This is a genomic window from Roseburia sp. AM23-20, assembly GCF_003470905.1.
Lineage (GTDB): Bacteria > Bacillota > Clostridia > Lachnospirales > Lachnospiraceae > Roseburia > Roseburia rectibacter.
Window position 1 is genome coordinate 15,508 of the sequence record NZ_QRHS01000014.1, and the last position, 24,783, is coordinate 40,290.

The 24,783-nt window shown below is 42.3% G+C and carries 24 protein-coding genes; 5 read left to right on the forward strand and 19 right to left on the reverse strand.

What is annotated here, in order from left to right; translation table 11 throughout:
- The first annotated feature begins 90 nt into the window (after window positions 1–90).
- Window positions 91–837 carry a hypothetical protein gene (locus tag DW650_RS11505; protein ID WP_118209988.1) on the forward strand — a complete coding sequence of 249 codons (747 nt, stop codon included), beginning with the start codon at window positions 91–93 and terminating at the stop codon, window positions 835–837.
- 22 nt (window positions 838–859) lie between these two features.
- The gene (locus tag DW650_RS11510; protein WP_117921093.1) at window positions 860–1,690 is read left to right on the forward strand and encodes a hypothetical protein; all 831 of its coding nucleotides are present in this window, start codon (window positions 860–862) and stop codon (window positions 1,688–1,690) included.
- A 117-nt stretch (window positions 1,691–1,807) separates the two neighbouring features.
- On the opposite strand, the gene glyA is transcribed toward DW650_RS11510, so the two are convergent.
- The 11 genes from glyA to DW650_RS11565 all read right to left on the reverse strand — a co-directional run bounded on the left by glyA (window position 1,808) and on the right by DW650_RS11565 (window position 14,358).
- Window positions 1,808–3,049: a serine hydroxymethyltransferase gene (glyA, locus tag DW650_RS11515; protein ID WP_006856449.1), complete on the reverse strand. Its 1,242-nt coding sequence runs from the start codon at window positions 3,047–3,049 to the stop codon at window positions 1,808–1,810.
- Between the two features lie 140 nt (window positions 3,050–3,189).
- Window positions 3,190–3,468, reverse strand: a complete 279-nt coding sequence (locus tag DW650_RS11520; RefSeq protein ID WP_118209989.1) for a DUF1294 domain-containing protein — start codon at window positions 3,466–3,468, stop codon at window positions 3,190–3,192.
- 65 nt (window positions 3,469–3,533) lie between these two features.
- Window positions 3,534–5,693 (reverse strand): protein translocase subunit SecD, encoded by a 2,160-nt coding sequence (gene secD, locus DW650_RS11525; protein ID WP_118209990.1) that lies wholly within the window; start codon window positions 5,691–5,693, stop codon window positions 3,534–3,536.
- 25 nt (window positions 5,694–5,718) lie between these two features.
- Entirely contained in the window at window positions 5,719–7,092 is a 1,374-nt protein-coding gene (gene scfB, locus DW650_RS11530) for a thioether cross-link-forming SCIFF peptide maturase (protein ID WP_118209991.1), read from the reverse strand.
- A gap of 286 nt (window positions 7,093–7,378) precedes the next feature.
- A complete protein-coding gene (gene scfA / locus DW650_RS11535) occupies window positions 7,379–7,519 on the reverse strand; it encodes a six-cysteine ranthipeptide SCIFF (RefSeq protein WP_044998835.1) in 141 nt (46 codons plus the stop codon).
- 147 nt (window positions 7,520–7,666) lie between these two features.
- Window positions 7,667–9,058 (reverse strand): uracil-xanthine permease family protein, encoded by a 1,392-nt coding sequence (locus DW650_RS11540; RefSeq protein ID WP_199654270.1) that lies wholly within the window; start codon window positions 9,056–9,058, stop codon window positions 7,667–7,669.
- A 142-nt stretch (window positions 9,059–9,200) separates the two neighbouring features.
- Entirely contained in the window at window positions 9,201–9,593 is a 393-nt protein-coding gene (locus DW650_RS11545) for a TIGR04086 family membrane protein (protein ID WP_006856482.1), read from the reverse strand.
- 118 nt (window positions 9,594–9,711) lie between these two features.
- A complete protein-coding gene (locus DW650_RS11550; protein ID WP_242655514.1) occupies window positions 9,712–10,590 on the reverse strand; it encodes an aldose 1-epimerase family protein in 879 nt (292 codons plus the stop codon).
- A 120-nt stretch (window positions 10,591–10,710) separates the two neighbouring features.
- Window positions 10,711–11,364: a PAQR family membrane homeostasis protein TrhA gene (gene trhA, locus DW650_RS11555; protein WP_006856484.1), complete on the reverse strand. Its 654-nt coding sequence runs from the start codon at window positions 11,362–11,364 to the stop codon at window positions 10,711–10,713.
- A gap of 264 nt (window positions 11,365–11,628) precedes the next feature.
- Entirely contained in the window at window positions 11,629–13,020 is a 1,392-nt protein-coding gene (gene asnS, locus DW650_RS11560; RefSeq protein ID WP_015559349.1) for an asparagine--tRNA ligase, read from the reverse strand.
- A gap of 54 nt (window positions 13,021–13,074) precedes the next feature.
- On the reverse strand, window positions 13,075–14,358 hold the full coding sequence (locus DW650_RS11565) for a trigger factor (protein ID WP_118209993.1): 1,284 nt from the start codon (window positions 14,356–14,358) through the stop codon (window positions 13,075–13,077).
- A 139-nt stretch (window positions 14,359–14,497) separates the two neighbouring features.
- Here DW650_RS11565 and DW650_RS11570 point away from each other — a divergent pair, with 139 nt between their 5' ends.
- Entirely contained in the window at window positions 14,498–14,791 is a 294-nt protein-coding gene (locus tag DW650_RS11570) for a hypothetical protein (protein WP_006856490.1), read from the forward strand.
- A 19-nt stretch (window positions 14,792–14,810) separates the two neighbouring features.
- On the opposite strand, the gene DW650_RS11575 is transcribed toward DW650_RS11570, so the two are convergent.
- Genes DW650_RS11575 through DW650_RS11590 form a run of 4 tightly spaced genes read right to left on the reverse strand, consistent with a single transcriptional unit; the run spans window position 14,811 to window position 17,969 of the window.
- Window positions 14,811–15,557 carry a hypothetical protein gene (locus tag DW650_RS11575; RefSeq protein WP_118209994.1) on the reverse strand — a complete coding sequence of 249 codons (747 nt, stop codon included), beginning with the start codon at window positions 15,555–15,557 and terminating at the stop codon, window positions 14,811–14,813.
- Between the two features lie 27 nt (window positions 15,558–15,584).
- A complete protein-coding gene (locus DW650_RS11580) occupies window positions 15,585–16,868 on the reverse strand; it encodes a diaminopimelate decarboxylase (protein ID WP_015520098.1) in 1,284 nt (427 codons plus the stop codon).
- Window positions 16,869–16,885: 17 nt separating this feature from the next.
- Window positions 16,886–17,218, reverse strand: a complete 333-nt coding sequence (locus DW650_RS11585; RefSeq protein ID WP_006856494.1) for a branched-chain amino acid transporter permease — start codon at window positions 17,216–17,218, stop codon at window positions 16,886–16,888.
- A complete protein-coding gene (locus DW650_RS11590; protein ID WP_006856495.1) occupies window positions 17,208–17,969 on the reverse strand; it encodes an AzlC family ABC transporter permease in 762 nt (253 codons plus the stop codon). The genes DW650_RS11585 and DW650_RS11590 overlap by 11 nt, the downstream gene beginning before the upstream one ends.
- Before the next feature lie 163 nt (window positions 17,970–18,132).
- Between DW650_RS11590 and DW650_RS11595 the strand changes: the two genes are divergently transcribed.
- Window positions 18,133–19,227 carry a lytic transglycosylase domain-containing protein gene (locus DW650_RS11595; protein ID WP_006856496.1) on the forward strand — a complete coding sequence of 365 codons (1,095 nt, stop codon included), beginning with the start codon at window positions 18,133–18,135 and terminating at the stop codon, window positions 19,225–19,227.
- 103 nt (window positions 19,228–19,330) lie between these two features.
- Here the strand turns inward: DW650_RS11595 and DW650_RS11600 are convergent, their stop codons facing one another.
- From DW650_RS11600 to DW650_RS11615, 4 genes are all read right to left on the reverse strand, one after another.
- On the reverse strand, window positions 19,331–19,786 hold the full coding sequence (locus DW650_RS11600) for a MarR family transcriptional regulator (protein WP_006856497.1): 456 nt from the start codon (window positions 19,784–19,786) through the stop codon (window positions 19,331–19,333).
- Window positions 19,787–19,955: 169 nt separating this feature from the next.
- The gene (locus tag DW650_RS11605) at window positions 19,956–20,867 is read right to left on the reverse strand and encodes a S1 RNA-binding domain-containing protein (RefSeq protein ID WP_118209995.1); all 912 of its coding nucleotides are present in this window, start codon (window positions 20,865–20,867) and stop codon (window positions 19,956–19,958) included.
- A 266-nt stretch (window positions 20,868–21,133) separates the two neighbouring features.
- Window positions 21,134–23,428, reverse strand: coding sequence for a sensor histidine kinase (locus DW650_RS11610; protein WP_118209996.1), 2,295 nt, complete (start codon window positions 23,426–23,428; stop codon window positions 21,134–21,136).
- The gene (locus DW650_RS11615; RefSeq protein ID WP_015520092.1) at window positions 23,400–24,107 is read right to left on the reverse strand and encodes a response regulator transcription factor; all 708 of its coding nucleotides are present in this window, start codon (window positions 24,105–24,107) and stop codon (window positions 23,400–23,402) included. The genes DW650_RS11610 and DW650_RS11615 overlap by 29 nt, the downstream gene beginning before the upstream one ends.
- 349 nt (window positions 24,108–24,456) lie before the next feature.
- On the opposite strand from DW650_RS11615, the gene DW650_RS11620 reads away from it, so the two are divergent.
- Window positions 24,457–24,750, forward strand: coding sequence for a DUF4870 domain-containing protein (locus tag DW650_RS11620; RefSeq protein ID WP_015559342.1), 294 nt, complete (start codon window positions 24,457–24,459; stop codon window positions 24,748–24,750).
- The last annotated feature ends 33 nt before the right edge of the window (window positions 24,751–24,783 follow it).

Consider the following 24,783-nt stretch of genomic DNA (forward strand, 5'->3'; position numbering starts at 1 on the left):
TCTTAAATTTACGATTGTATAAAATTTTTCTACATATTATAATATTTTTGTAACATTTATAAAATACTTATAAAAATGGAGGATTCACTTATGAAAATTTTCAAACGAACAGCAAGCTTGTTCTTAGCTTTCTGTCTCTGCGCCGGAATGCTCTTACTGCAGCCGCAGTCAACAGTATCCGCAGCCACCACAACCACACCAACCACCAAAGTACTGCGTATATACAGCAGATCACAGAGTAATTCAGATATCCATATCAATTTACCAAAAGGTAAAGTCTGCTATGTAAAAAATATCAAGACAAACAGCAAAAATCTGATTGCCAAAAACACCCGCTACTATACCAGCACTTCCACAGACGAATATACAAATCCTTACGCAGAAATCGGTCTTTATGCAAAGAAAGAAGGTACATACAAAGTAACCTACAACATCTGTGATAAAGCAGGTAAAAAACTTTCTTCCGGTAAAGTAACCGTATATGCAAAAAATGACTCACCGGTTAAATCTGCCAAGTTTGCAAACAAAGAAATTAACAGTGCTCTTACAGGCAAATCATCCGGCAAATTAAGCATCAGAATGAACAAAGGGTATAAGCTGAAAAAAATTACCGTTGCCACCTACGATAAGTCAGGTAAGGAAGTTGTTAAAAATTTCAAAAACAACAGTACATTAAAACTTGGTCAATATGCCTATATCAGCAGGAATACTTACTCTGACAGTTCCAGTTATTATACTTCACTTGCTGCCCGGACCACAATCACCGTCACTTATGTTGACAAATATACAAAACAGAAATGTCAGCTTGTTTATATAATCAGGCGTCTTGCAAAATAATCCAACAGGAGGAATATTTAATATGAAATCAATGAAACAGATTGTCTGCACCATTCTTACACTTTGCCTGTGTGTCGGATTATTCATGATCCCTTCCACTCCGGTATCCGCTGCAACCACACCAAGTGTGTCAAAAAATGTCGATGTTTACTATTATCCAAGCTACCCTGATGTCAATGATTATGCCATTAGTGTAAATCTTGGAACATACGGAAAAAACATTAAAAATATAAAAACAAACAGTAAAAATCTGAAAGCAAAATTAACAAGCCTGAATCTGAATACCACTCAGAACACTGGCTATATCGGTGTCTATGCAAAGAAAACCGGTAATTACAAAGTTACTTTTGATGTATACAATGCCAAAAACAAAAAAGTAAAATCACTCTCTGTAAAGGTAAGGGTACTAAGCGCAGTCTCTTCCAACAATTATCCTTTCAAGAGTTTAACTTTCGATGGGAAATATTATGATTATTCGACTCTTTACACCAAAGATTCTGTCAAGATCAATGTAAAAATGAACAAAGGATATAAATTAAAGAAAATTGAATACAGAACTTACAGTAAACCAACAGTAACCTATTCAACTTCTACCAGTAAATCCATCTCAAATACAGAGAAAACCACAAAAACCGCAAACGGAAAAGCTATTAAATTAGGACGTTATGCAAGCTATTCCGGATACAGCTATGTATATGAATCTACATACTCCCCTGATTATAATTATGAATCACATAATATGTATACAAGCCTGCTTGCGCCAACGACTGTAACAATTACTTATCAGGACAAGAAAAAACAGATCCGAACCATAAGCTATACACTCTTCCGTGTTGCAGATGATGTAAAATAGAAGGCTGTATTCTTTACAGATATATACTTATTATTACACCAAAAAGCGAGAAAACCATCAAAAACTGGTTTCCTCGCTTTTTGTTCTATCATATCAGAATATTGTTTGTATTCTTTTCTATCTCTCTAACGGATATTTCTCTGTCAGGGATTTTACGATTGCACGCGCTTTATCAGCTGCCGGTTCACCCTCCTTGATCATCATGGCGATCGCCTCTGCGATCTGATCCATATCCTCTGTATTAAGTCCACGGGAAGTAACTGCCGGTGTTCCAAGACGTACACCGCTTGTTACGAACGGAGATTTCGGATCGTTTGGGATCGTGTTCTTGTTGCAGGTGATATTGACAGAATCGAGAAGTTTCTCCACTGCCTTTCCTGTCTGATCATAATTGGTCAGATCAACTAACATCAAATGGTTGTCTGTACCGCCGGATACGATCTTAATATCCCTGCTTAACAATCCCTTGCAGAGTGCCTGCGCATTATCGATGATATTCTGCTGGTAAACTTTAAATTCCGGCTGAAGCGCTTCTTTAAAGCAGACAGCCTTTGCTGCGATCACATGCATCAGAGGTCCACCTTGGATTCCAGGGAAAATAGCTTTATTAAAGTTATATTTGTCCGCGATCTCCTGACTGGATAAGATCATACCTCCACGCGGTCCACGCAGCGTCTTATGAGTTGTAGTCGTAACAACATGCGCATACGGTATTGGGCTTGGATGAAGTCCTGCTGCAACAAGTCCTGCGATGTGTGCCATATCCACCATCAGGACTGCTCCGCATGCATCTGCGATCTCACGGAATCTCTTAAAGTCGATGGTTCTCGCATAAGCACTTGCACCTGCGATGATCATCTTCGGCTTGCACTCCATTGCGATCTCTTCTACTTTATCATAATCGATAAATCCCTCATCATTGACACCGTAAGGTACAATATGGAAATACGTACCGGAAAAGTTCACTGGGCTTCCGTGTGTCAAATGTCCGCCATGGTCTAAATTCATTCCCATCACTGTGTCACCCGGTTTTAAGATGGCAAACTGTACAGCCATATTCGCCTGTGCACCTGAATGTGGCTGTACGTTCGCATACTCACATCCAAAAAGCTCTTTCGCACGCTCTCTTGCAAGCTCCTCCACTACATCCACACATTCGCATCCACCGTAATATCTTTTTCCCGGATAACCCTCTGCATATTTATTCGTAAGAACGCTTCCCATTGCTGACATTACTGCCTTGCTCACCCAGTTCTCAGATGCGATCAGCTCAATATGGCTGTTCTGACGCTCAAATTCATCGGTAATGGCATTTGCCACTTCCATATCAACTGCCTGAATATCTTCCAGTGTATACATAATTGGTAATACTCCCTTCCTTTGCTGTTTGATCAATGTGTCTTTCTACCAAAAACACTTGTCTTTTATTTCTGTTTATCATTATATATGACTTCCCTTTTTTTGGCAATTCCAAATACCACAGCAGTTATATCAAATAATTATAAATGGTATAAGCCCTGTCGATAAAGCAGGATTGCTGCCACGATCTGCAAAGCCAGGATCAACGGCATTCCTATGACAAAATACCAGTGTCTCGTCTTATGGTGGAACACATACATTCCAGCCCATGTTCCGATACTGCCTCCTAAAATGCTGACCAGAAAAAGCATTCTCTCTGAAATACGCCACCGGTGCATTTTCGCACGTCTTTTATCATCTCCCATGATAAGGAATCCAGCCAGATTTAAAAATACCAGATAAGCTGTAATCGTTTCCATGATTTTCTCCTCTCACAAAAAAACCCCGGCAAAACTACCGGGGCTTTCATTCATAACAACAGTTTTTATTCTGTTACCTTATTTTTACCTACATGAATCTTCATCACATACCACAACTCTGTTGCAATACAGATAGATGAATAAGCACCGCAGATAAGACCTGCCATCAGAGGAAGTGCAAATTCACGGATGCTGGTCACACCGAGGATGAACAGCATAAATACCATAACAAAAGTCGTCCAGGAAGTATTGATGCTTCGTGACAACGTCTGTGTCAGGCTTCGGTTTGCAATTTCCATCAGAGACTCTTTCGTCTGCTTGCCATGTTTTGCTGCAAGGTTCTCACGGATACGGTCAAAGATAACGATCGTATCGTTGACGGAATAACCAATGATCGTCAGCATACATGCGATAAAGGTATTTCCGACAGAAATACGCATCAGGGCATATACGGTAAGTACGACTAAAACGTCATGAACCAGGGCAATGATCGCACTTGCACCAAAACGGATATCTTTGAAACGGAACCAGATATAGATCAACATGCAGATTGTTGAAATGATCACCGCTTTAAATGCATCCGCACGCATCTCGCCACTGACTGTGGAACTGATACTCTGGAATGTGATCGTAGATTCATCCACATCAAAATTGTCTGCAAGTGTTTGGTTCAATGTATCACGTTCTTCCTTAGACAAAGTTCTTGTCTTAATCGTGATCTGTGTTGTTCCCTCCACTTTGTTTGCCTGAATATTGCTGTCTCCGGTCACTTCTTTTACAGCCGGGATAATGTCTTTCTCAATGTCCTCAATGGTATATTCTTTACCAAAATCAGCAGTGGTGGAAGTTCCTCCCATGAAATCAAGTCCATAATTTAAGGAATTCTGACCGGATGCTTTATGTACTCCCATACCAATGAATCCGGCAGCAATAATTGCAAGAGAGATTCCAAAGAACACATATCTCTTCTGCAGGAAATTAATAGTCTTTCTCTCTTTGGCACGTCCGTAGAATTTCTCATCTCTAAGTCCTAACCAGTAGAAAGCATAAAGAATCCATCTTGTCACAACAAGTGCTGTAAACATGGAAAGGATAATACCGATCATAAGTGTATAAGCAAATCCTTTTACAGTACCGGAACCTAATGACATCAATACGACAGATGCGATCAAGGTTGTGATGTTACCATCTAAGATTGCGGACATTGCCTTATGGAAACCGGTTTTCATTGCAGTAATAACTGACTTATCAGCTGCGATCTCCTCACGGATACGTGCGAAGATGATAACGTTGGCATCTACCGCCATACCGATACTTAAGATGATACCGGCAATACCAGGTAATGTTAATGTGATTTCAAATAAGTATAAGGTTGCGATCACAAGTGCTGTATAGATCGCAAGTGCTAAAGTTGCTGCAACACCCGGAACTGCATATACGATGATCATAAAGATCATAACGATCACAAGACCGATCGCTGCCGCTTTTAAACTGGAGGAGATTGCCTGGCTTCCAAGCTGTGCCCCTACCACGCTGGACTCTAACTCTGATAACTGCAGGGAAAGAGAACCGATACGGATCTGTGTCGCTAAAGTCTGTGCCTCTTCAAAAGTACTCTGACCGGAAATCTGTGCTGTACCTCCGGTAATTGCCTCCTGTACGGTAGGATAACTGATGATCTCTCCATCATATACGATTGGAAGTGCTTTTCCGACATTTTCAGATGTAACATCTCCGAAAGTCTTTGCACCCTCATCCGTCAGGGTAAGCTGTACAACGTACTGTTTGTTACCATACTGGTCTGTGGTTGTTGCAGCCTGTGCATCTGCTACCTGATCACCTGTCATAAATACGGTACCATCAGAAAGCTGGAACTCTAAGGAACCCGGATTACCCAGTTCCTCTAATATCTTGCTCGCATCTGTAACACCAGGGATCTCAACGGCAATACGGTCATCTCCGACCTGATATACAGAAGCCTCTGTACTGTAACTTTCCACACGCTTCTGGAGTTTGTAGATCGTATCACTCATATCTTCTGCGCTTGGATTTTCATCCATGACCTGATAGGTAATCGATACACCACCGGACAGATCAAGTCCAAGCGGAATACTCATTTCCTCCCCAATACCGGTCGATGAAAGAATAATAGATGCATAATAGGCAAGTCCCGCAAATGCAGCGAGAATCGCAACTAATATGACTGCTGCTTTACTCTTTTTCATTTTCTTTTTCCTTCCTGTTTCTTTTTTATTCACAATCGGCTTCGGCAGCCTTGATCATGATTGCACATTCAATACGTTTTTTCTGCAGTTCACATCCGATATCATATGCTCCGCAGATATCACCGCTGAAATTATACGCATTTGCTGCACATCCGCCGCTGCAGTAGAACCTGGCAAAACATTTTCTGCATTTTTCTTTTGCATAGACGTTGCAGCACTTAAATTCATCACGGATCTCTGTATTTTTAATCCCATCATCCACATTGCCGAGCAGGAACTTCTCATTGCCTACAAACTGATGGCACGGATAAAAATCACCCCAAGGCGTTACCGCAAGGTACTCGGTTCCCGAACCACAGCCGGACAGACGTTTTGCCACACACGGACCACCTTCAAGATCGATCATAAAATGGAAGAAATTAAAATCATCTCCCTCTTTGTGACGTCTTACCATCTCTGCAGCAAGCTTGTCATATTCCTCAAACAGCTGTGGAAGATCTTCCTCTGTGATCGCATACGGTTCACTCGGTTCTGCAACTACTGGCTCCACGGAGATCTGTTTGAAACCAAGATCGGCAAGATGAAGTACATCTGCTGCAAAATCAGGATTGTAGTGTGTGAATGTACCACGCACATAATATTTGTCCTGATGTCTGCTCTCTGCAAATTTCTGGAACTTTGGAACGATCAGATCATAACTTCCTGCCCCTTTGCGGAACGGACGCATCTTATCATGAACTTCCTTTCTTCCATCGATACTTAAGACCACATTTGCCATCTCTTTATTACAGAATTCCATGATCTCGTCATTTAAAAGCACACCATTTGTGGTCAGTGTAAAACGGAAATTCTTGTCATGCAGCTTTTCCTGCTCTCTTCCATAAGCAACTAAGTCTTTTACGACCTGCCAGTTCATAAGCGGCTCGCCGCCAAAGAAATCCACCTCAAGATTTCGTCTGTTACCTGAATTGGCAATTAAGAAATCCAGTGCTTTCTTTCCAACTTCAAAGGACATCAGTGCCCTTCTTCCATGGTACTCTCCCTCCTCAGCAAAGCAGTACTGACATGCCAGGTTGCAGTCATGTGCAATATGCAGGCAGAGTGCCTTGACAACCGTCGGGCGTTTTTTGAAATCCATGATATAGTTTTCGTAAGTGTCCTTTGTAAAAAGCGACTCCTCATCGATCAATGTCTGGACTTCATCGATTGCTTCCTCCACTTCCTCTTTGCCGTATTTTCCGGACAGTGCAGATACGATCTCATCCCTTGCATACGATTCCGGCTGGCTCTGATCGATCATCTCAATGACATCATAAGTCACGTCATCCACCACATGAATCGCTCCGCTGTTTACATCTAAAACAATATCATAGCCGTTGTTCTTATACTGATGAACCACTATAATATTTCCTCTCTTTCTATCTGATTTTACAGCAAAACATTTAAAGTTTTCTGCAAATCAATGTATTTTTTTCAAGTATTACGGCATTTTAATGTTGCCGATAAAACGTACAAATGACCGCACGCTATGCGAACGGTCGTTTGCAGATTTCACTTATATCCGACCGTATGATTTTCATCGTTGTATCACACAGTCATTTTGTATCATGCCATGATGGCATATCCGGCACTCATATGCACAATTTTTACCATGCTATGCATGCCCGGCTGTACCAGTTCAAATCTTATTTGTGCTCGCAGCTCTGGTTTCCTACTGTACAGGATGTCTTGCATGCAGACTGGCAGGATGTCTGGCACTCGCCGCAGCCACCTTTTTTGATTGTGTTCTGTAATCTCTTGGTATTTAATGTCTTTACATGTTTCATGATGCTTCTCTCCTTTTTTGTAATTTCCGCACACATGGGATACGCCATTTGCCCGCTCCCCGTAATACTATGTATTTATTCGCTTTCGCGCGGAGCTCTGTTAACTTATACAGTATAACATAACTTTTTTCATATGGGAAGTTTTTTTTATACGTTATCCTTCGGCAATATGATATTAAAGATAATCGCCACAATGGCTGCCGGCACAATGCCGGAACCGCCAAAGATCAGCTGGATTCCCTGCGGCAGATGTGCAAGGATACCGCTGCTGGATCCAATTCCGTAACCGAGCCCTAATGCAACGGAAACGATCGTGATATTGCGCATTGTCATCGGCTCTTTTGTGATGAGCTGGATTCCACTGATCACGATGGATGAAAACATCATAACAGCCGCTCCGCCAAGTACACTCTGCGGCATGATCGAGATCAGCGCAGCAAGTTTCGGAAATAAACCGCAGAGGATCAAGAATACGGCTCCGGATGCAAGTGCCATACGGTTTACAATCTTTGTCATTGTGACAAGTCCTACATTCTGGCTGAAAGAAGTATTTGGCAGTACACCAAAAAGTGCAGCAAGGGAAGAACCGATTCCGTCACAGATAACACCACCGGAAAGTTCTTTATCCGTTGCTTCTCTGTCCATTCCACCTTCCATAACGCCGGAGATATCTCCAACCGTCTCAACTGCGGTAACAATAAACATGATCAAAACCGGTATGATCGCTCTCCAGTCAAATACCAGTTTGACCGGCATTAATTTCGGAACGGAAAACCACGCTGCATCCGCAACTTTATCCCAGTTTAATACCCAGGCTTTTGTATATTCCACACCGTCTGCATTGATCCCTGTTGTTGGCAGAACCAGCCCCATGACTGCTGCAATAATATAGCCTGCCACGATACCGATCAGAATTGATGAAGCGCTCGCCATGCCTTTCATCCAGTGTTTGACTGCTACGATGATCAGTAAAACGGCTGCACCAAGCAGTAAATTTTCAACAGAGCCAAAGTCATTTGCCGTATTGCCGCCGCCAAAAGAATTGACCCCAACTGCGATCAGGGATAATCCGATCGACAATACGACCGTTCCTGTAACAACCGCAGGGAAAAATCTGCGGAGCGGCTTTAACAGAAATCCAAGGATTCCCTCAAACAGACCACCAATGACGGATGCACACATAATGGCTCCATATGCAAGGATTCCTCCTCCCATTACCTGAACCACACTGTTAAACACACCGATAAATCCGGAACTCGTTCCCATGATGATCGGTACCTTTCCACCAACCGGTCCGATCGCAAATAACTGGATCAGTGTCACGATCCCGGCGATCAGCATCGCATTCTGCAGCAGATCGACCTGCAGACTGCCGAACTCCTCACCTGCAATACCACATGCCCCTGAGATGATCAGGATCGGTGTCAGGTTTCCCACAAACATTGCCAGCACATGCTGTAATCCTAGCGGGATTGCCTTTTTCAGTGGGAGTTTTCCGTAAAACTCGTACTCTGCTCCCTGTCTCTTCTGTCTTTCCATGTCTTCCTCCTCGTGCGTATCTTTTTCTGCATGAAACATTGATAATTTTTTTCATTCATGCACATTTTCTTTGAGTATAGCACGCCGCTGATATTCTGCGCAAGTCCTGTCTATATGCTAATTGGCACACTGACAGTAACCACTAACTTATCATTCCGCCCGCCATCCCGGATGCCGCACATAGAATAAATGTTGTCGCCACTTTCGGCAGTTCCATGGAGACTCCCTGTTTAACCAGCACTGATATCAGGAATAAAATGCAAAAATAAATGGCTCCCGCTGCAAATCCCCATAAAAATTTCTGTGTTTTCATGATCTTTCCCATGAAAAATCCACCGATCACTCCGGAGACGATATAAATGACAACGATTCCCACCTTTACTGCCGATTCACTCAGATCAAACTTATATAACAGTGCAGCCAACAGTAACAGGAACAGGCAGCTTAAAAGGAACATGACCAGCACGGACACCAATACCGCAGTGACCGGATTGTTTTTTGCATCTCTTGTTTTCATTTTTGACTGTATATTCATTGACCACTCCACAGGTTTTCGATTCTGTTTCACTATATGAAAAAAACGCAAAAGCTATGCTTTTTTTACATGCTTTTGCGTTTTTTATTTTTATGATCCACCTTTTGCTGACTCTATCTTACAGATATGCAATACTATAAGCTGCCTTGAATGTTCCGCCCTGCGGCAGCATGTTTTCGTAGTCGCGCTGCTGCAATGTGCCGGTAAAATCTGTGGCATCGCATCTTCCGTACCATGGTTCAATGCAGACGAAAGGTGCATTTTTTCCTTCCGGTGACCATACTGCAAATAGTGGAGTGTCAAATTTTACGGTTACATACGGGATGCCCTCACGGTCAAGCAGGGAAACCTCTCCGGTCTGTTTTCCTTCGACCATGTAAGTGCACTCATCAAAGAATCCTTCCGTAAATGTCACGCAGCCATCTTTCAGTGCCAGGACTTTATCCTCCATCACCGCCATACCGTCCGGTGTGTTTCCATGATGATGAATAGTATCTGCCAGGCCGCCAAATTTGAGACCATATCCGGTTTTATTTTCCTCTCCGTGAACCGGGCAGTTGAATGCCGGATGTGCACCGATGGAAAAATATAATTCTTTTGTGTCGGTGTTTTCCACAGTCCAGTTTACTTTCACCTCGTTTTTGCACAATTCATAACCAATGTGCAGCGCAAAATGAAATGGATATTTTTCACAGGTTTCCGCAGTATCGGTCAGTACAAATGAGATGTTTTCTTCCGTCTGTGCCTCTAATGTAAACTCCATATCTCTTGCAAATCCGTGCTGTCCCATCGTATAAGTTTTTCCGTCATAACGGTATTCTTTGTTTTTCGGCGCACCGACAAACGGAAATAATACAGGGGACGTTCTGCCCCAGTACTTTTTATCACCACACCACATATATTCAAAGTTATCTGATTTTCTTTTTACAGATTTGATCTCTGCTCCAAATGAGTCAATCTCCACTTTTAAATTTTCATTTTCCAACGTATATCTCATATCTGTCTCCTCTTCATACAGGCATTTCATTTCTCATCTGCCTGTCACTGCTCATTTTTCATTGCTGTTACATTATAACCTAACTTTTCCATAAAATCTATCCGGCAATCGTTTTATTTTTCACGCTACATACTGATACATGAATACAAAATGGCAGATGCTTCCAGCCATGACAAACAGATGAAATACTTCATGGGAGCCAAACTGACTGTGCTTCGCGTTGAACACCGGCAGTTTTAATGCATAGATCACACCGCCGACAGTATAGATCAGACCGCCTGCAAGCAGCCACAAAAATGCTGCCTGGGAAAGAGTGGCTAACAGTTCCCGGAATACAAACAGACACACCCATCCCATTGCGATATAGATCACGGATGAAAACCACTTCGGGCAGTTGATCCAGAGCACTTTTATCAGCATTCCTGCCGCCGCAATGCCCCACACTGCCGCAAGCAGCGTATAACCCGACTTCCCGCCAAGTACGATCAGACATACCGGCGTATAAGATCCGGCAATCAGGACAAATATCATCATATGGTCGAGTTTGCGGAATATCTTTAAAATTTTATCCCGGACAACAAGCGAATGGTACACCGTACTTGCACCATAAAGCAGCACCATGCTTCCCATAAACACGGCCATTGCCAGAATCGTTGTATGATTTCCATTCAGCGCAGCCTTGACTAACAACGGCGATGTGGCAAATATTGCCATCATCATAGCTATAAAATGTGTAATGGCGCTTCCCGGTTCACGAATCCCTATCTGTAACATAATATGACCTCCTTTTAGCAAAATAGTATTTATTATTTTTACATGTAGTATTTGTTACTATATCTTTTGTATTTTGATACTACTACTTATTATACATTATGTCAATTATATTTATGCTACATTTTTTCTCAATTTTTGCAGGTTTTTGGGAGGTTTACACAAATTTGCAGAACGCATTTTCCTATGAAGATTCGGATATCAAAAAACTGCCGCCCGCAGAATCTTATTCATCCGGGCGGCAGTCCTCTGTAACTCTATTCTTTTTTATAATTCGCAGTTATTTACGGTTCTTGGGAACGGAATAACATCACGGATGTTAGACATTCCTGTCAAGTACATAACGCAGCGCTCGAAACCGAGTCCGAATCCTGCATGTCTTGCAGAACCATATTTGCGGAGATCCAGATAAAACTGATAATCTTCTTCTTTTAAGCCGAGTTCATTGATTCTTGCAAGAAGTTTATCGTAATCATCCTCTCTCTGGCTTCCTCCGATGATCTCACCGATACCAGGTACCAGACAGTCAACGGCTGCTACGGTCTTTCCGTCATCATTCATCTTCATGTAGAATGCCTTGATCTCCTTCGGGTAATCGGTTACGAATACCGGACGTTTGAAGATCTCCTCGGTCAGATAACGCTCATGCTCCGTCTGAAGATCAGTTCCCCAGGAAACTTTATATTCAAACTTGTCATTGTGTTTCTCTAAGATCTCAACTGCCTCTGTGTATGTCACGCGGGCAAAATCGGAATTTGCCACATGCTGCAAGCGCTCTAAGAGTCCTTTGTCAATGAAGTTGTTGAAAAATGCCATCTCTTCCGGTGCATTCTCCAGTACATAGTTGATGATGTATTTTAACATGCTCTCGGCTAAGATCATGTCATCTTCCAGATCTGCAAATGCGATCTCCGGCTCGATCATCCAGAACTCTGCTGCATGTCTGGTCGTGTTGGAATTTTCTGCACGGAACGTCGGTCCAAATGTGTAGATGTTCTTAAATGCCATCGCATAAGTCTCACCGTTTAACTGTCCGCTTACGGTAAGGTTGGTCGGCTTATTAAAGAAATCTTTGGAATAATCCACGGTTCCGTCCGGATTTTTCGGAAGATTGTTCATATCCAGTGTTGTTACCTGGAACATCTCTCCGGCACCCTCACAGTCGCTTCCTGTAATCAGTGGTGTGTGTACATATACAAAATCTCTCTCCTGGAAAAATTTGTGAATTGCATATGCAATCAGGGAACGTACACGGAAAACTGCCTCAAACGTGTTTGTTCTTGGTCTTAAATGGGAGATCGTTCTTAAATACTCAAAACTGTGTTTCTTTTTCTGCAGCGGATAATCCGGTGTGGAAACACCCTCGATCTCGATTTTCTCTGCCTGGATCTCAAACGGCTGCTTGGTTCCAGGTGTTGCAACAAGCTTACCTGTCACGATGATCGCTGCACCGACATTTAACTTTTCAACATCATCAAAGTTCTCTAAAACATTGGAATATACGACCTGAACCGGTTCGAAAAATGTTCCGTCGTTCACCACGATAAATCCAAAATTTTTGGAGTTACGGATGCTTCGCACCCATCCGCCGATCGTCACGGTCTGATCCACATATTCTTCCTGTTTCCGGAATAAATCCCTTACATTTACCATATCCATAATTGAATCCTCCAATCCCCATCTCTTTGGTCTTCTTTTGGGATATTTATTTGATTAATTTGCTGTTTCTGTCTCGGCAGCGTCGACAGCTTCCTGCGGTTCTGCACTCTCTGTGCCCTCAGTACTCTCTGTCTCCGCCGGAGCTTCCACAGTTACATCCGCATTATCTTTGACAGACTGTAATGCAAGATTATCAACATAGACCTGTCTTAAATATTTTTCACCATAAGCTGCATCACCGTAGCCATAGTTCTTATATAAATCGTCTTCAGATGACAGACTGTTATTGCTCATCAGAGTCTGCACATAAGAAGAAAATCCGTCCTCGTCAAGCTCGGTGCCCTCTTTTGCTGCGATCGCACCTGTGATAAACTCCATGGAAATATTTTTCTCCATGCCTGATTTCCACTCCTGACGCACCTCATCAAGTGTCATGTTGTACTGGCTGCTGACGTAATCCTCAAGTTTGGATGCATCCCCATTACAGTAATTCTGTACATACTGTTTCTCATAATCATTGACACGGGCTGTCAGATAATCTTCCGGGATATCCACTTTACAGTTTTCTAACAGGTACTCCTGCACTGCTGTGTAAGTGTCACTGTCCTTATTGCTGCTGGCCTGATTTTCAAGGAATGATTTAATCTGTGCATACATATCATCTACTGTGTCAGCCTGAAACTGTTTCTGCGCAAAATCGTCATCCACATCATCGAGTGTCATCTCTTTCTGGATTGAGTTGACGGTAAATGTGAATACAACCTGTTTTCCGGCAAGGTCTGCATTGCCATAGTTATCCGGGAATGTCACATCGCTGTCAATAACATCACCGACAGATGCACCTTTCAGATCATCTGTAAAGCCGTCGATAAAGGAGCTTGACTGGCTTCCTGCGGAACAGTTATTGTCCACATCGATATTCTGATCCTCGGCACTTCCATTATCAAATGCCACTCCGTCTAATTTTCCAACATAGTCCACGTTTACGATATCACCATCTCCAACGGTTGTTTTGGTATCATCTGCAACGTAGAACGGTCCGTAATAAGAAAACATCTGCTCAAAATAATCTTTTGCATCCTGGTCATCCACATCATAATCGCCTGTGATCGTAACCGGAACCTTGCTGTAATCACAGAGTGTCACATAATCGGAAGGATCCAGATCATAAGAAGTACTCTCATATTCCACTGTTTCTGTTCCTTCTGCTGTTTCCGTGCTGTTTACTGATTCTGCAGCCTCTGTCCCCTCTGCGGTATCATTCTTCTTCCCGCCGCATCCGAGTGCAGTGACTGCCATCATCGTACAAAGCATTAATACTACTACTTTTTTCTTCATAATTATAATTACCTTTCTAATCCTTTAAGACAAGCTTTTCCGTCTAACTTTAATAACATACCACAATTTCTGCAAAAATAAAAGTATGTTTGACAAAAGTTATCGTATATGATAGTTTTTTGAAAAAGGGGAAGAAACTATGGGAAAAGCACTTATATTAGGAAAAGATACAAAACATCTCGACAAAGATATAGAGTTATGCCGCACAACCAATGAGCGGATCAGTGATCAGGCGGCACAGTTATTGATTGAAAATCAGATTCCATTTACGCGGAGTTTTATTAAGATACCATTTTTTCTGCGCGAAAAATACCGGGGTGCACACCAGTTTTATGTCATCCATACCAACCGCAACCGCTATTCCCAGGCAAGACATACACTCGATCATATGGATTCCGTGTTCCGGCGCAGACTGATCGTGAGTAACTATTAAAAGCCAGATACCCTTTTTCTTATATCTCACAGACTTTATACAGGTAACTATTCCCCTGTTTTCCCACTCTGTCCACGATTTCTAAATCTGTCAGAATCAGAAGCACAGTCTGTGCAAGCGACAACGGAATTTTTGCAGATTTTGAAAAATCTTTCGTAGTAAAAGGTTCCGGCAGGTCAAATGGGATAAACTGCATATAATCTTCCCGTCTCTCAATACAGACTTCCTCCACAAACTGCACCGGGATCCGGTCGTAGCGCTCACTGCCTTTCTTTTTATCTTTGCTCCAGCCGTTTAACAGGCGGTACTCCTCCATATCGATCAGTGCAAACCGAAATCTTAAGTTTTCATTTTTTAAAAACGGACGTATTTTATACAATTCTTTAAATGCCACATACGGATTTCCTTTTTTGGGGGACTTGCGCTTCGGTGACATCTCGCCACTCTCCTCATCGATCCACAAAAGCCATTTGACATGCGGGATCGGATAGACGATCGTGACCGGATAGATTTTTAAGAACGCATCCAGTTTTCTCCGCATAACCTGAAAGGAGCGTGTCTGTATCTCAATGATCTCGGTCCCCGTAAAAATGTCCGCCACAAAATTTTCGATTGGGATTTCGTGCATATCCGTATCCGGCGCATAATAATTTTTCAAAACGGCATGTACCGTTTTCTCTGAGAGCGTCCCGATTCCCTGACGCTCCCTGTTTATCCCGATCACTCTGTTTTTTGCAGCTTCAAACCTCAATTCATCAATACACATGACACACTCCTCTTGCAGAATGAAGTCTTATTTTCTCTCCGGATGCTTCATATCCTTTAAAATATCAAAGCAGTCAAAAGTTCTGAAGTAATCATCCGGTGTCTCTGCACGGCGGATCAGCTGGGTGGAACCATCCTCTTTTAACAATACCTCCGCGGAGCGCAGTTTTCCGTTATAGTTATATCCCATGGAGAAACCATGTGCTCCTGCATCGTGGATCACAAGCAGATCTCCCATATCGATCTTCGGCAGCATACGGTCAATGGCAAATTTATCACAGTTCTCGCAGAGGGAACCTGTCACATCATATTTGTGGTCGCAAGGCTCGTCCTCTTTTCCCATAACGGTGATGTGATGATATGCCCCGTAAATTGCCGGACGCATCAGGTTGACTGCACAGGCATCCACACCGATATACTCTTTATAGGTGTGTTTCTCATGGATTGCTTTCGTCACAAGGCAGCCGTAAGGTGCTAACATGAAACGTCCCATCTCTGTATAAATAGAGATATTTCCAAGTCCTGCCGGAACTAATATCTCCTCAAAAGCTTCCTTGACCCCCTGTCCGATCACGCGGATATCGTTCGGTGTCTGATCCGGTGTATAAGGCACACCGACACCGCCGGAAAGGTTGATAAACTGGATATCACATCCGGTCTTGTCACGCAGTTCCACAACCAGTTCGAACAACTGTCTTGCCAGTTTCGGGTAATATTCATTTGTCACGGTGTTGCTCGCTAAGAATGCATGTACGCCGAAATGTTTTGCGCCTTTTTCTTTTAAGATCTTAAATCCCTCGATGATCTGCTCATGTGTAAAACCATATTTGGCATCACCAGGATTATCCATGATGCCATTGCTCATCTTAAAGACTCCGCCCGGATTATAACGGCAGCTGATCGTCTCAGGAATTTTGCCGATCGTTTTCTCTAAAAAGTCAATGTGGGTAAAATCATCTAAGTTGATGATCGCACCAAGTTCATTGGCAAATTTAAACTCCTCGGCAGGTGTATCGTTTGAGGAAAACATGATGTGCTTTCCGTCAAATCCCTGAGAGTCTGCCAACATCAGTTCTGTTAAGGATGCACAGTCGCAGCCGCAGTCATATTCTTTTAGGATATCAAGGATGTACGGGTTTGGCGTTGCCTTTACCGCAAAATACTCACGAAATCCGGGATTCCAGGAAAATGCTTCCTTGACCGCCTTCGCATTTTCACGGATTCCTTTTTCATCGTAGAGATGAAACGGTGTCGGATATTTTTTTACGATCTCTTCGAGCTGTTCTTTGGTTACAAAAGGTTTCTTCTTCATAATATTCCTCCATTTTATTAAAATACAGCCTGTATCAGCACCATATAAAGCACTGTCCCGACGCCGATACTAAGCAGGTTGTTTCGTTTCCAGACATGAAGCAGTATCACTACTGCCACCGCTATAAACTCCGGTAATCCATATGGATAGGATGTGATACTTACCGCCTTTAAACAATAAATCACCAACATTCCGATGACTGCCGGCGGCAATACTTTTCCAAGATACTGTATCACCGGCGGGATCGGTTTTCCCGGCGGAAAGAATAAAAACGGGCAGAGTCTTGTAAAAAAGATCGTTCCCGCAACTGCTGCAATGATAACAAGTGAACGCGCCACACTAACCGGCATGATGCTCTACCTCCTTTTTCTGGTCTGTTTCTTTATCCAAAAACTTTCTGCACGGAAGCAGGATCAGCATAATACAGATCATGGTCGGCAGAATAAAATTGTCTGCGCCAAAGATCAGAAGACAAACCAGTCCGCATCCAAGTCCGATCCGTACGCTCGGACGGTTTTTTGACTCCATCCACTGCTCCACCATGATCACGACGAACAACGCCGTCATCGCAAAATCAATTCCTGTCGTGTCGATTGGAAGTACTGATCCAAGCAGTGCCCCGATTGCGGAACCGATGATCCAGTAAAGCTGGTCTAACAGTGCGATTGCAAATAAAAACTGTCCTTCTTCCACATCCTTTGGCACCTTCGTGACAAAAAATAAGGAATATGTTTCATCTGTCAGGGAAAAGATCATATACAGACGCTTCTTCCCCATCTTTGCAAAACGTTCTAATAACGACAGACCATAAAAAATATGCCGGATATTTAACATAAACTCCATGAAAATTACCTGTAAAAGACTCACGCCCGGCGCAAAAAAATTCACGGCGAGATACTGTCCACTCCCTGCATAACACAGGACGCTCATCAGTATTGCCCACAGAAAATTATACCCTTTTTCCTGAATCATCACTCCAAAAGCCATACCGATAAACAGATATCCCGTCATGACCGGTATTGTATATGGAAATGCAGCTTTAAACGCTTTTTCATAGGAAGCTTTTTTACTTACTTTGTTTTTTTCTATTTCACAATCCATTTCTTTTTTCTATCCCTGTTACTTTATCACTTTAGCTTGTCGCACTATGTACTCTACAACAATTTTTGTGATACATCAAGACAATTTTCAACAAAAACTTCACTATTGCAAAAACATGTGCTATACTCTTTTTAGTCGCGTTTTACACGAAAAGGAGTTATGAATGAGTATTACCGTTTTAAATTATATGGATCACGCATTAGTCAGCCGCATCAATGAACAGGCTGCAAAGCGTGCCGAAGCTGCAAAACAGTCTAATACGGATGATTTTGCGGCTGCGTTAGCTGACAGTACAAAAGCTTTGGAAAACAGCCAGAATACCTCACAGACCGGTACCACAGGCGCAGATACATCAGGGATATCCGCAGCCCAGACAACTGCATCCTCTGCAAATTCCTATACTTCAGGCGAACTTGACTCTATTTTTGAAGAGGCCGCCAATTCCTATGGTGTTTCTTCTATTATATTAAAATCGATCGCCAAAGCAGAATCCGGCTTCAATCCCTCTGCCGTGAGCAATGCAGGCGCTGTCGGGATCATGCAGTTAATGCCATCTACCGCTGCTGCTCTTGGTGTTTCCAATTCCTATGATGCAAGAGAAAATATCATGGGCGGTGCAAAATATATCAGCCAGTTATTATCCAATTATCAGGGAAATATCTCCCTTGCGCTCGCCGCTTACAATGCCGGCAGCGCGAATGTAGACAAATACGGCGGCATCCCGCCTTTTACCGAGACACAGAATTACGTCAAAAAAGTACTCTCTTATATGGAAGAATTTGGTTCTGCTGTTTCAAATACCGTATCTTCTGTTTCAGATCAGCTTTCTTCTATTTTCAACCTGACCGGAAGTGCGAGAGATGAGGCAAATCAGATGCTTGCTGATTTCTTCTCATCCAAAAATATCAGCAAAGATGCATTAGATATCTTAACTGCTATTTTAAAATTAAAAAATATGATATCTGGTCAGACAACATCAACAGATGTCTCTTCTGCTTTACAGAATACGGATACTACATCATCTGCTGTGGGAAGTACCTCTGAAACCCCATCCGACCGCACTGCAGTCCTTACTTCCATAAATTCTGATTCTGAAACAATTGAAGATATCACAAAAGACATCCCTGTACGCGTGATTCCTTCTGCAGAAACAGATACGGACGAAGATACTGATACTGAAACAAACACAGATATTGATGCAGCTGTCAGCACAGATACTAATGACGATGTCAGTACAGACACTGACAGTGAATCTTAAATATCCTGTTGCCTGCGGATTGCCCGCAGGCAATTTTTATGTCGATCCTATGGATCTCAAAACTTCTGTCTGATCCGTAACTGTTTCATACTTTCCTACATCGTTATGATAATTCTTCAATCTGTCCCTCTAAGTAGTGATTAAATTCTTTCATAAACTGATACACCGTCTTTACATCCTCTGTAGAATAATGGGACAAAAACTCCATATCCCTTTTTTCCCAGCGTTTGTGACGTTTTGCATGTTCCTCAAACAACATTTTTCCTAGATCCGTCAGTTTAAAATAGACTTCTTTTTTGTTCGATTCCAAAGTGTATTTTTCAATCAGACCTTTCGCTAACAGCTTCTTTGTCATTTTGCTGATCGCGCCTCTTGTCATCCCCATATGTTCTGCGATCTTTGTGACATTCGGCAGCTCTAACCTTCCGATATAATCAATACAGTGTGTCTCGGAATATCCATACTCATCGAGACATTTCCCTTCGGTCAGCTTCGAGAGCATGTCCTGCCGCTCTAACATCAGCGCAAGCTCTTTTAACAGAAGTTCCTGCTCTTTCATACATCCACTCCCTTACATAAAAGCAAATATTGTTTCCTTGTCAACAATTACTTCTGTTTTAATATAGCGCAAGTTTGTTTCCTTGTCAACAATGTATGACAAAGATTCTGGGGCAAAAAACAGAGGCGTCAAGATTCTTGTCTCTTGATGCCTCTGATGTTTTTACTGCTTACGCGTCAAAGTGAAATCCTGCCAGTAAAGAGCCCAGGCTGGTGCCTGTGGATTCTGTATCGGTATATTTTTCTAATTCTTCCTCTGCAACACCTTCGGTATCAACCATCTCTTCCTGCAGTGCTTTCATGCTGAGGCTGATCTTATTATCGTTGGTATTGACAACTTTTACTTTTACCTTCTGTCCCTCTTTTAACACTTCGGACGGCTTTTTGATACGGCGCTCACAGATCTGTGAAATATGTACCAGACCACTCAGTCCGTTTCCAAGGTTTATGAATGCACCATATGGCATCAGTGACTCAACAGTTCCTTCCATGACAGTGCCAGGCACGATCATGGAGATCTTGTGGTTACGTTCTTCGGCTTCTGCCTCTCTTGCTACTGCCTTGCCGGATAAAACAAGTTTTTCTTTTTCTGCATCCACAGTGATCACGCGTACCTCGATCTCTTTTCCGATCCACGCGTCAGTATCTTCCACATAGTCAAGTGTGATCTGGGATGCCGGGATAAATGCACGGATGCCTTCCAGATAGGTGACAACGCCGCTCGGTACGCTCTCTTTGATGCGGACTTTGACTGTTGTCTCATCTTCCATCATCTGTTTTAATTTATCCCATGCGAGTATATCGTTCGCTTCCTTTTTGGAAAGTACGATATTTCCGGCACCATCGTCCGTCTGTACCACAGTTGCCTCGATCACATCTCCCTTGTGTACCTGTTCCATGACATTAAAATCAGGATCATTGCTCAGATCAGCAACTTTGATGATTCCCTGCGCATAATATTTTAAATCCAGAGTCACTTCCTCTTCATTTACATCAATGACTGTACCGGAAATGATGTCTCCCTCGTTGATCCTGCGGAAAGAGGCTTCCAGTTCGTCTTTGTAGTCGTCCATTGTTTCCATTTTGTTATCCTCCCATTTGTTAATTCTAATACCTGCAAAACTCATCCACATTTTCTGAAATTGCGAGAGACTGACACATGAAACGAAGGCACGCTTCCGCTGCGTGTCGCTCGCAACGGATACTAAGTGACCAAAATACGGTCACTAAGTACCGGCGGCTCCCCAGCACCTTCTTATTCATTTGTCAGTCTCTCGCAATAGCTCCACATTTTGTTGAGTTTTGCAGAGATCTACATTTTCTAAACGGTATTATAACACACCCGTCCCTAAAACAAAATGACAACTTTGAACAGGTCCCCGTCGACCTCGACGTGGAATTCGCCGCCCTGGGCTTCGGTAAAACTTTTTGCGATCGCAAGACCAAGTCCGGAACCTTCTGTGTTTCTTGAACTGTCGCCACGCACAAATCGTTCCGTGATCTCATCACCGCTGATATGTATTTCCTCAGCAGACATATTTTTTAAGATGATCTCTACAAGGGATGCTTTCTTTCGCACCTCTAAATAAACCCTGCTGCCCTGCATTGCATATTTGACCACATTGACAAAGAGATTTTCAAAAATGCGGTAGGTTTTCTGGTTATCAAGCATTAACAGTACCTTTTCTTCCGGCACATTCCACTTAAGTTCGAGTCCCCGCTCTTTCATCTTATCCACATGTTCAATGCTGACCTGTTTGATCAGGTTTACAACGTCAAGTTCCATCTTATTAAGTACGATATTATTGCTGTTTGCCTTGCTGACTTCAAAAAGATCTTCGATCAGCACCTTAAGGCGCAGTGATTTACGCTCTAAAGTATCAATGTAAGAACGCCTTTCTTCCTCCGTGATGTCTTCTTTTTTCAGCAGTTCAATGTATGTCGTGATGGCAGTGAGCGGTGTTTTTAAGTCATGTGAAACATTTGTGATCAGTTCTGTTTTCATACGCTGGCTCTTTACCTCTTCCTCCACTGCTTTTTTCATACCGGTCTGGATCTGCGCAAGTTCGTCCCGGAACGGATTAAATATGCCAAAATCCCCCTGAATCTCCTGATCAAGATTACCTTCTGCGATCGTCTGCATGGCATCTAACATCGCATGATAATCTTTATTGATCTGCTCATAATGTTTCTTTATAATAAAAAACAGGACGATCGAATAGACAACTAATGCACCGATCCCAAAGAACCAGAACAAGGAACAGGCTGCAAGCACTGCAAAGTTTATAACGACAACTTTTAAGATCAGTTTTGTCGTTTCCTCACTGAAATCAATGTGTGTGATCTCCCCGGAGAGTGTGTTCCACCACTGTCTGATCCGGTTGCCTGTCTTTTTAAACTGTTTTTTTATCCATGGGAAGATCTGATAGACCAGACTGTATCTTTTAACATATTCCCATAGTCCGACTGAAAATACCGGTCTCAGCAGATATGCGGCTGCAAACCACATTGCATAGATCAGCCACAAAGTTCCAACTGCAGTAAGTACGCTGATCACAACATCATAAACCTGTCCACCCATCAGTTCATCTGCCGCATCCGAAAATGAATCAAATCCATATGACCAGATAAGTTCCATAAAGTAATTCTGCAGACACAGTCCGCAGATCACACCTGTGACTCCAAGTTCTGCCGCGTAAGCATGTACCTTTCCATCATTTAAGATATTGCCTCCGGCTTTTTTCCCTGTCATAAAAAACATAAATGCGATCACCGCTACAACAGATGCGCCATACAATGGAAGTGCCCCATTAATTTTATAGGCGGACAGCTTTTCAAAATAATCTTCTTCCTCATCACTGCCAGAATCATAAAGAATATTTTCAGATGCTTTCTCTTTGGAAATACCGATCACAAACTCTATATTTTCCGGTCCTTTGAGCACGGGCATGTCTGTTGGATTAAAATACTCTTCCAGATTAGTTTTTAACAGTTCACTGCGTTCCTGTGCCCCTAATGATTTTACTAAAAGATCGCCGCTATTTTCCCTGTCTGACAGCAGAGGAATTACTTCCATCGCCCCGACTTCATTAAATTTTACCGCAAACAATTCGCTGTAATATTGTGCCAGTTGTTCACTGACATCCTTTTCCTCTCCACCGAGTACGCTCTCTAAATTCTGCGTTGTATTTTTCAGTTTACTTCCATCTTCGGATTCCATGACGCAGTAATCAATCTGGGAACGGATTTTTTCAAACTGACTGCTCCATTCATCCATCACCGACAATACTTCATCATTGGTTACCTGCTCTAATTGTTCCTGTGACTCCCACCTGTCGGTTTCATCCGCTTTTGCATAAGATGCGATATAAAGATCTGTTGCTGACATCTCCGTCTCACTCTTCTGATTCTGATATTCCAGATCGAGCAGATAAAATCCCTCATACAGATTTTTCAGAAACTGTGTCCGAATCTGCGTATCACTGTCTGCACCTGTTTTTGCTGCTTCTGTCTTTTGCATCCAGTCTTTGCTTCTGCGATTGATTCCCGGATAGCATAAAAAATTGATAACTGCTAAAACAAGAAGAACCCCTGCTGTTATCACAATCCCCGCCTTACGGCTGTTTTTCCATTTTATATCCAACGCCCCACACCACCTTTAAATATTTTGGTTCTCTCGGATTGATCTCGATCTTATCCCTGATATTTCTCACATGCACCATAATCGTATCCGTATTGATCGCTTTTTCATTCCAGACACGCTCGTAAATCTCGTCCGCCGAATAAACTCTTCCCGGATTTTTCATCAGAAGTGCTAAGATTTTAAACTCAATCGGTGTCATTTTTACCGGTTTTCCATCCACAAATACTTCTACCGTATCTTCATTCAGCTCAATTCCGCCAATGATATGTACCCTGTCATTTTCCTTTTTCTCCTGACTTTTGTTGTTAAACTTTGTATAACGCCGGATCTGGGAATTGACGCGCGCCATCAATTCTAACGGCGTAAATGGTTTTGTCACATAATCGTCCGCTCCGATGTTCAGCCCGATCACTTTATCTGTCTCCTCTGATTTCGCCGAAAGCATAATTACAGGAAAATCATGATGTTCCCTGAGTTTTAATGTCATTGTTACCCCATCCATACGCGGCATCATGATATCAACGATCGCAAGATGTATCTCCTTACTCTCAATAATCTCTAAACCTTCTATACCATCTGCCGCCTTATAAACGTTATAATTCTGGCTTTTTAAAAATATCTCGATTCCATCACGGATCTCTTTGTCATCTTCTACGATTAAAATATTGTACTGTTCCATTATTTTTGTCTGTGTGAAAGATTTTCACACTTCTCCCCTTTTCTTTCTGTGCCGCAGATATTCCTTTTTGCCACACTTCCTATCAGTATATCATTTACCTTATCAAAATGAAACAAATCTTATGTTATTTCCGGCACACCTGAATTATTTCTGCTCTTACCCTCCTTTGAGTATTATCATACCTTCCGAATGCAAAGAACGCCCGCAGAAAAAAATAAAGATTTTTGAAAGATTCTCTTTATATTTTCCTTATTTCTGCAAAATTCTCTTTTTTTCTCTATATTTTTTGCATTTCACTGATAAGAGTGTTACAATACGAATGTTATTAAATTTTCGAGGAGGTTTACTTATGGACAAGAAAACAACAGGAATCGTTTCCTACATCACGCTTATCGGCTGGCTGATTGCATTCTGCGCCGGTGACAAAGAGGGTGCAAAATTTCATTTAAACCAGTCACTGGTGTTATACCTTGCATCACTGATCAACAGCATTATTATTTCGCGCATTCCGATCTGTGGATGGGCTGTCAGCGGCATTCTCTCCATTGTATTCTTTATTTTCTGGATCATGGGATTAGTATATGCCTGCAAAGATGAAGAAAAAGAGCTTCCACTTTTAGGAAGTATTAAGATTTTAAACTAAGATATTAAAAAAAACATTATTATGTAAAAACCC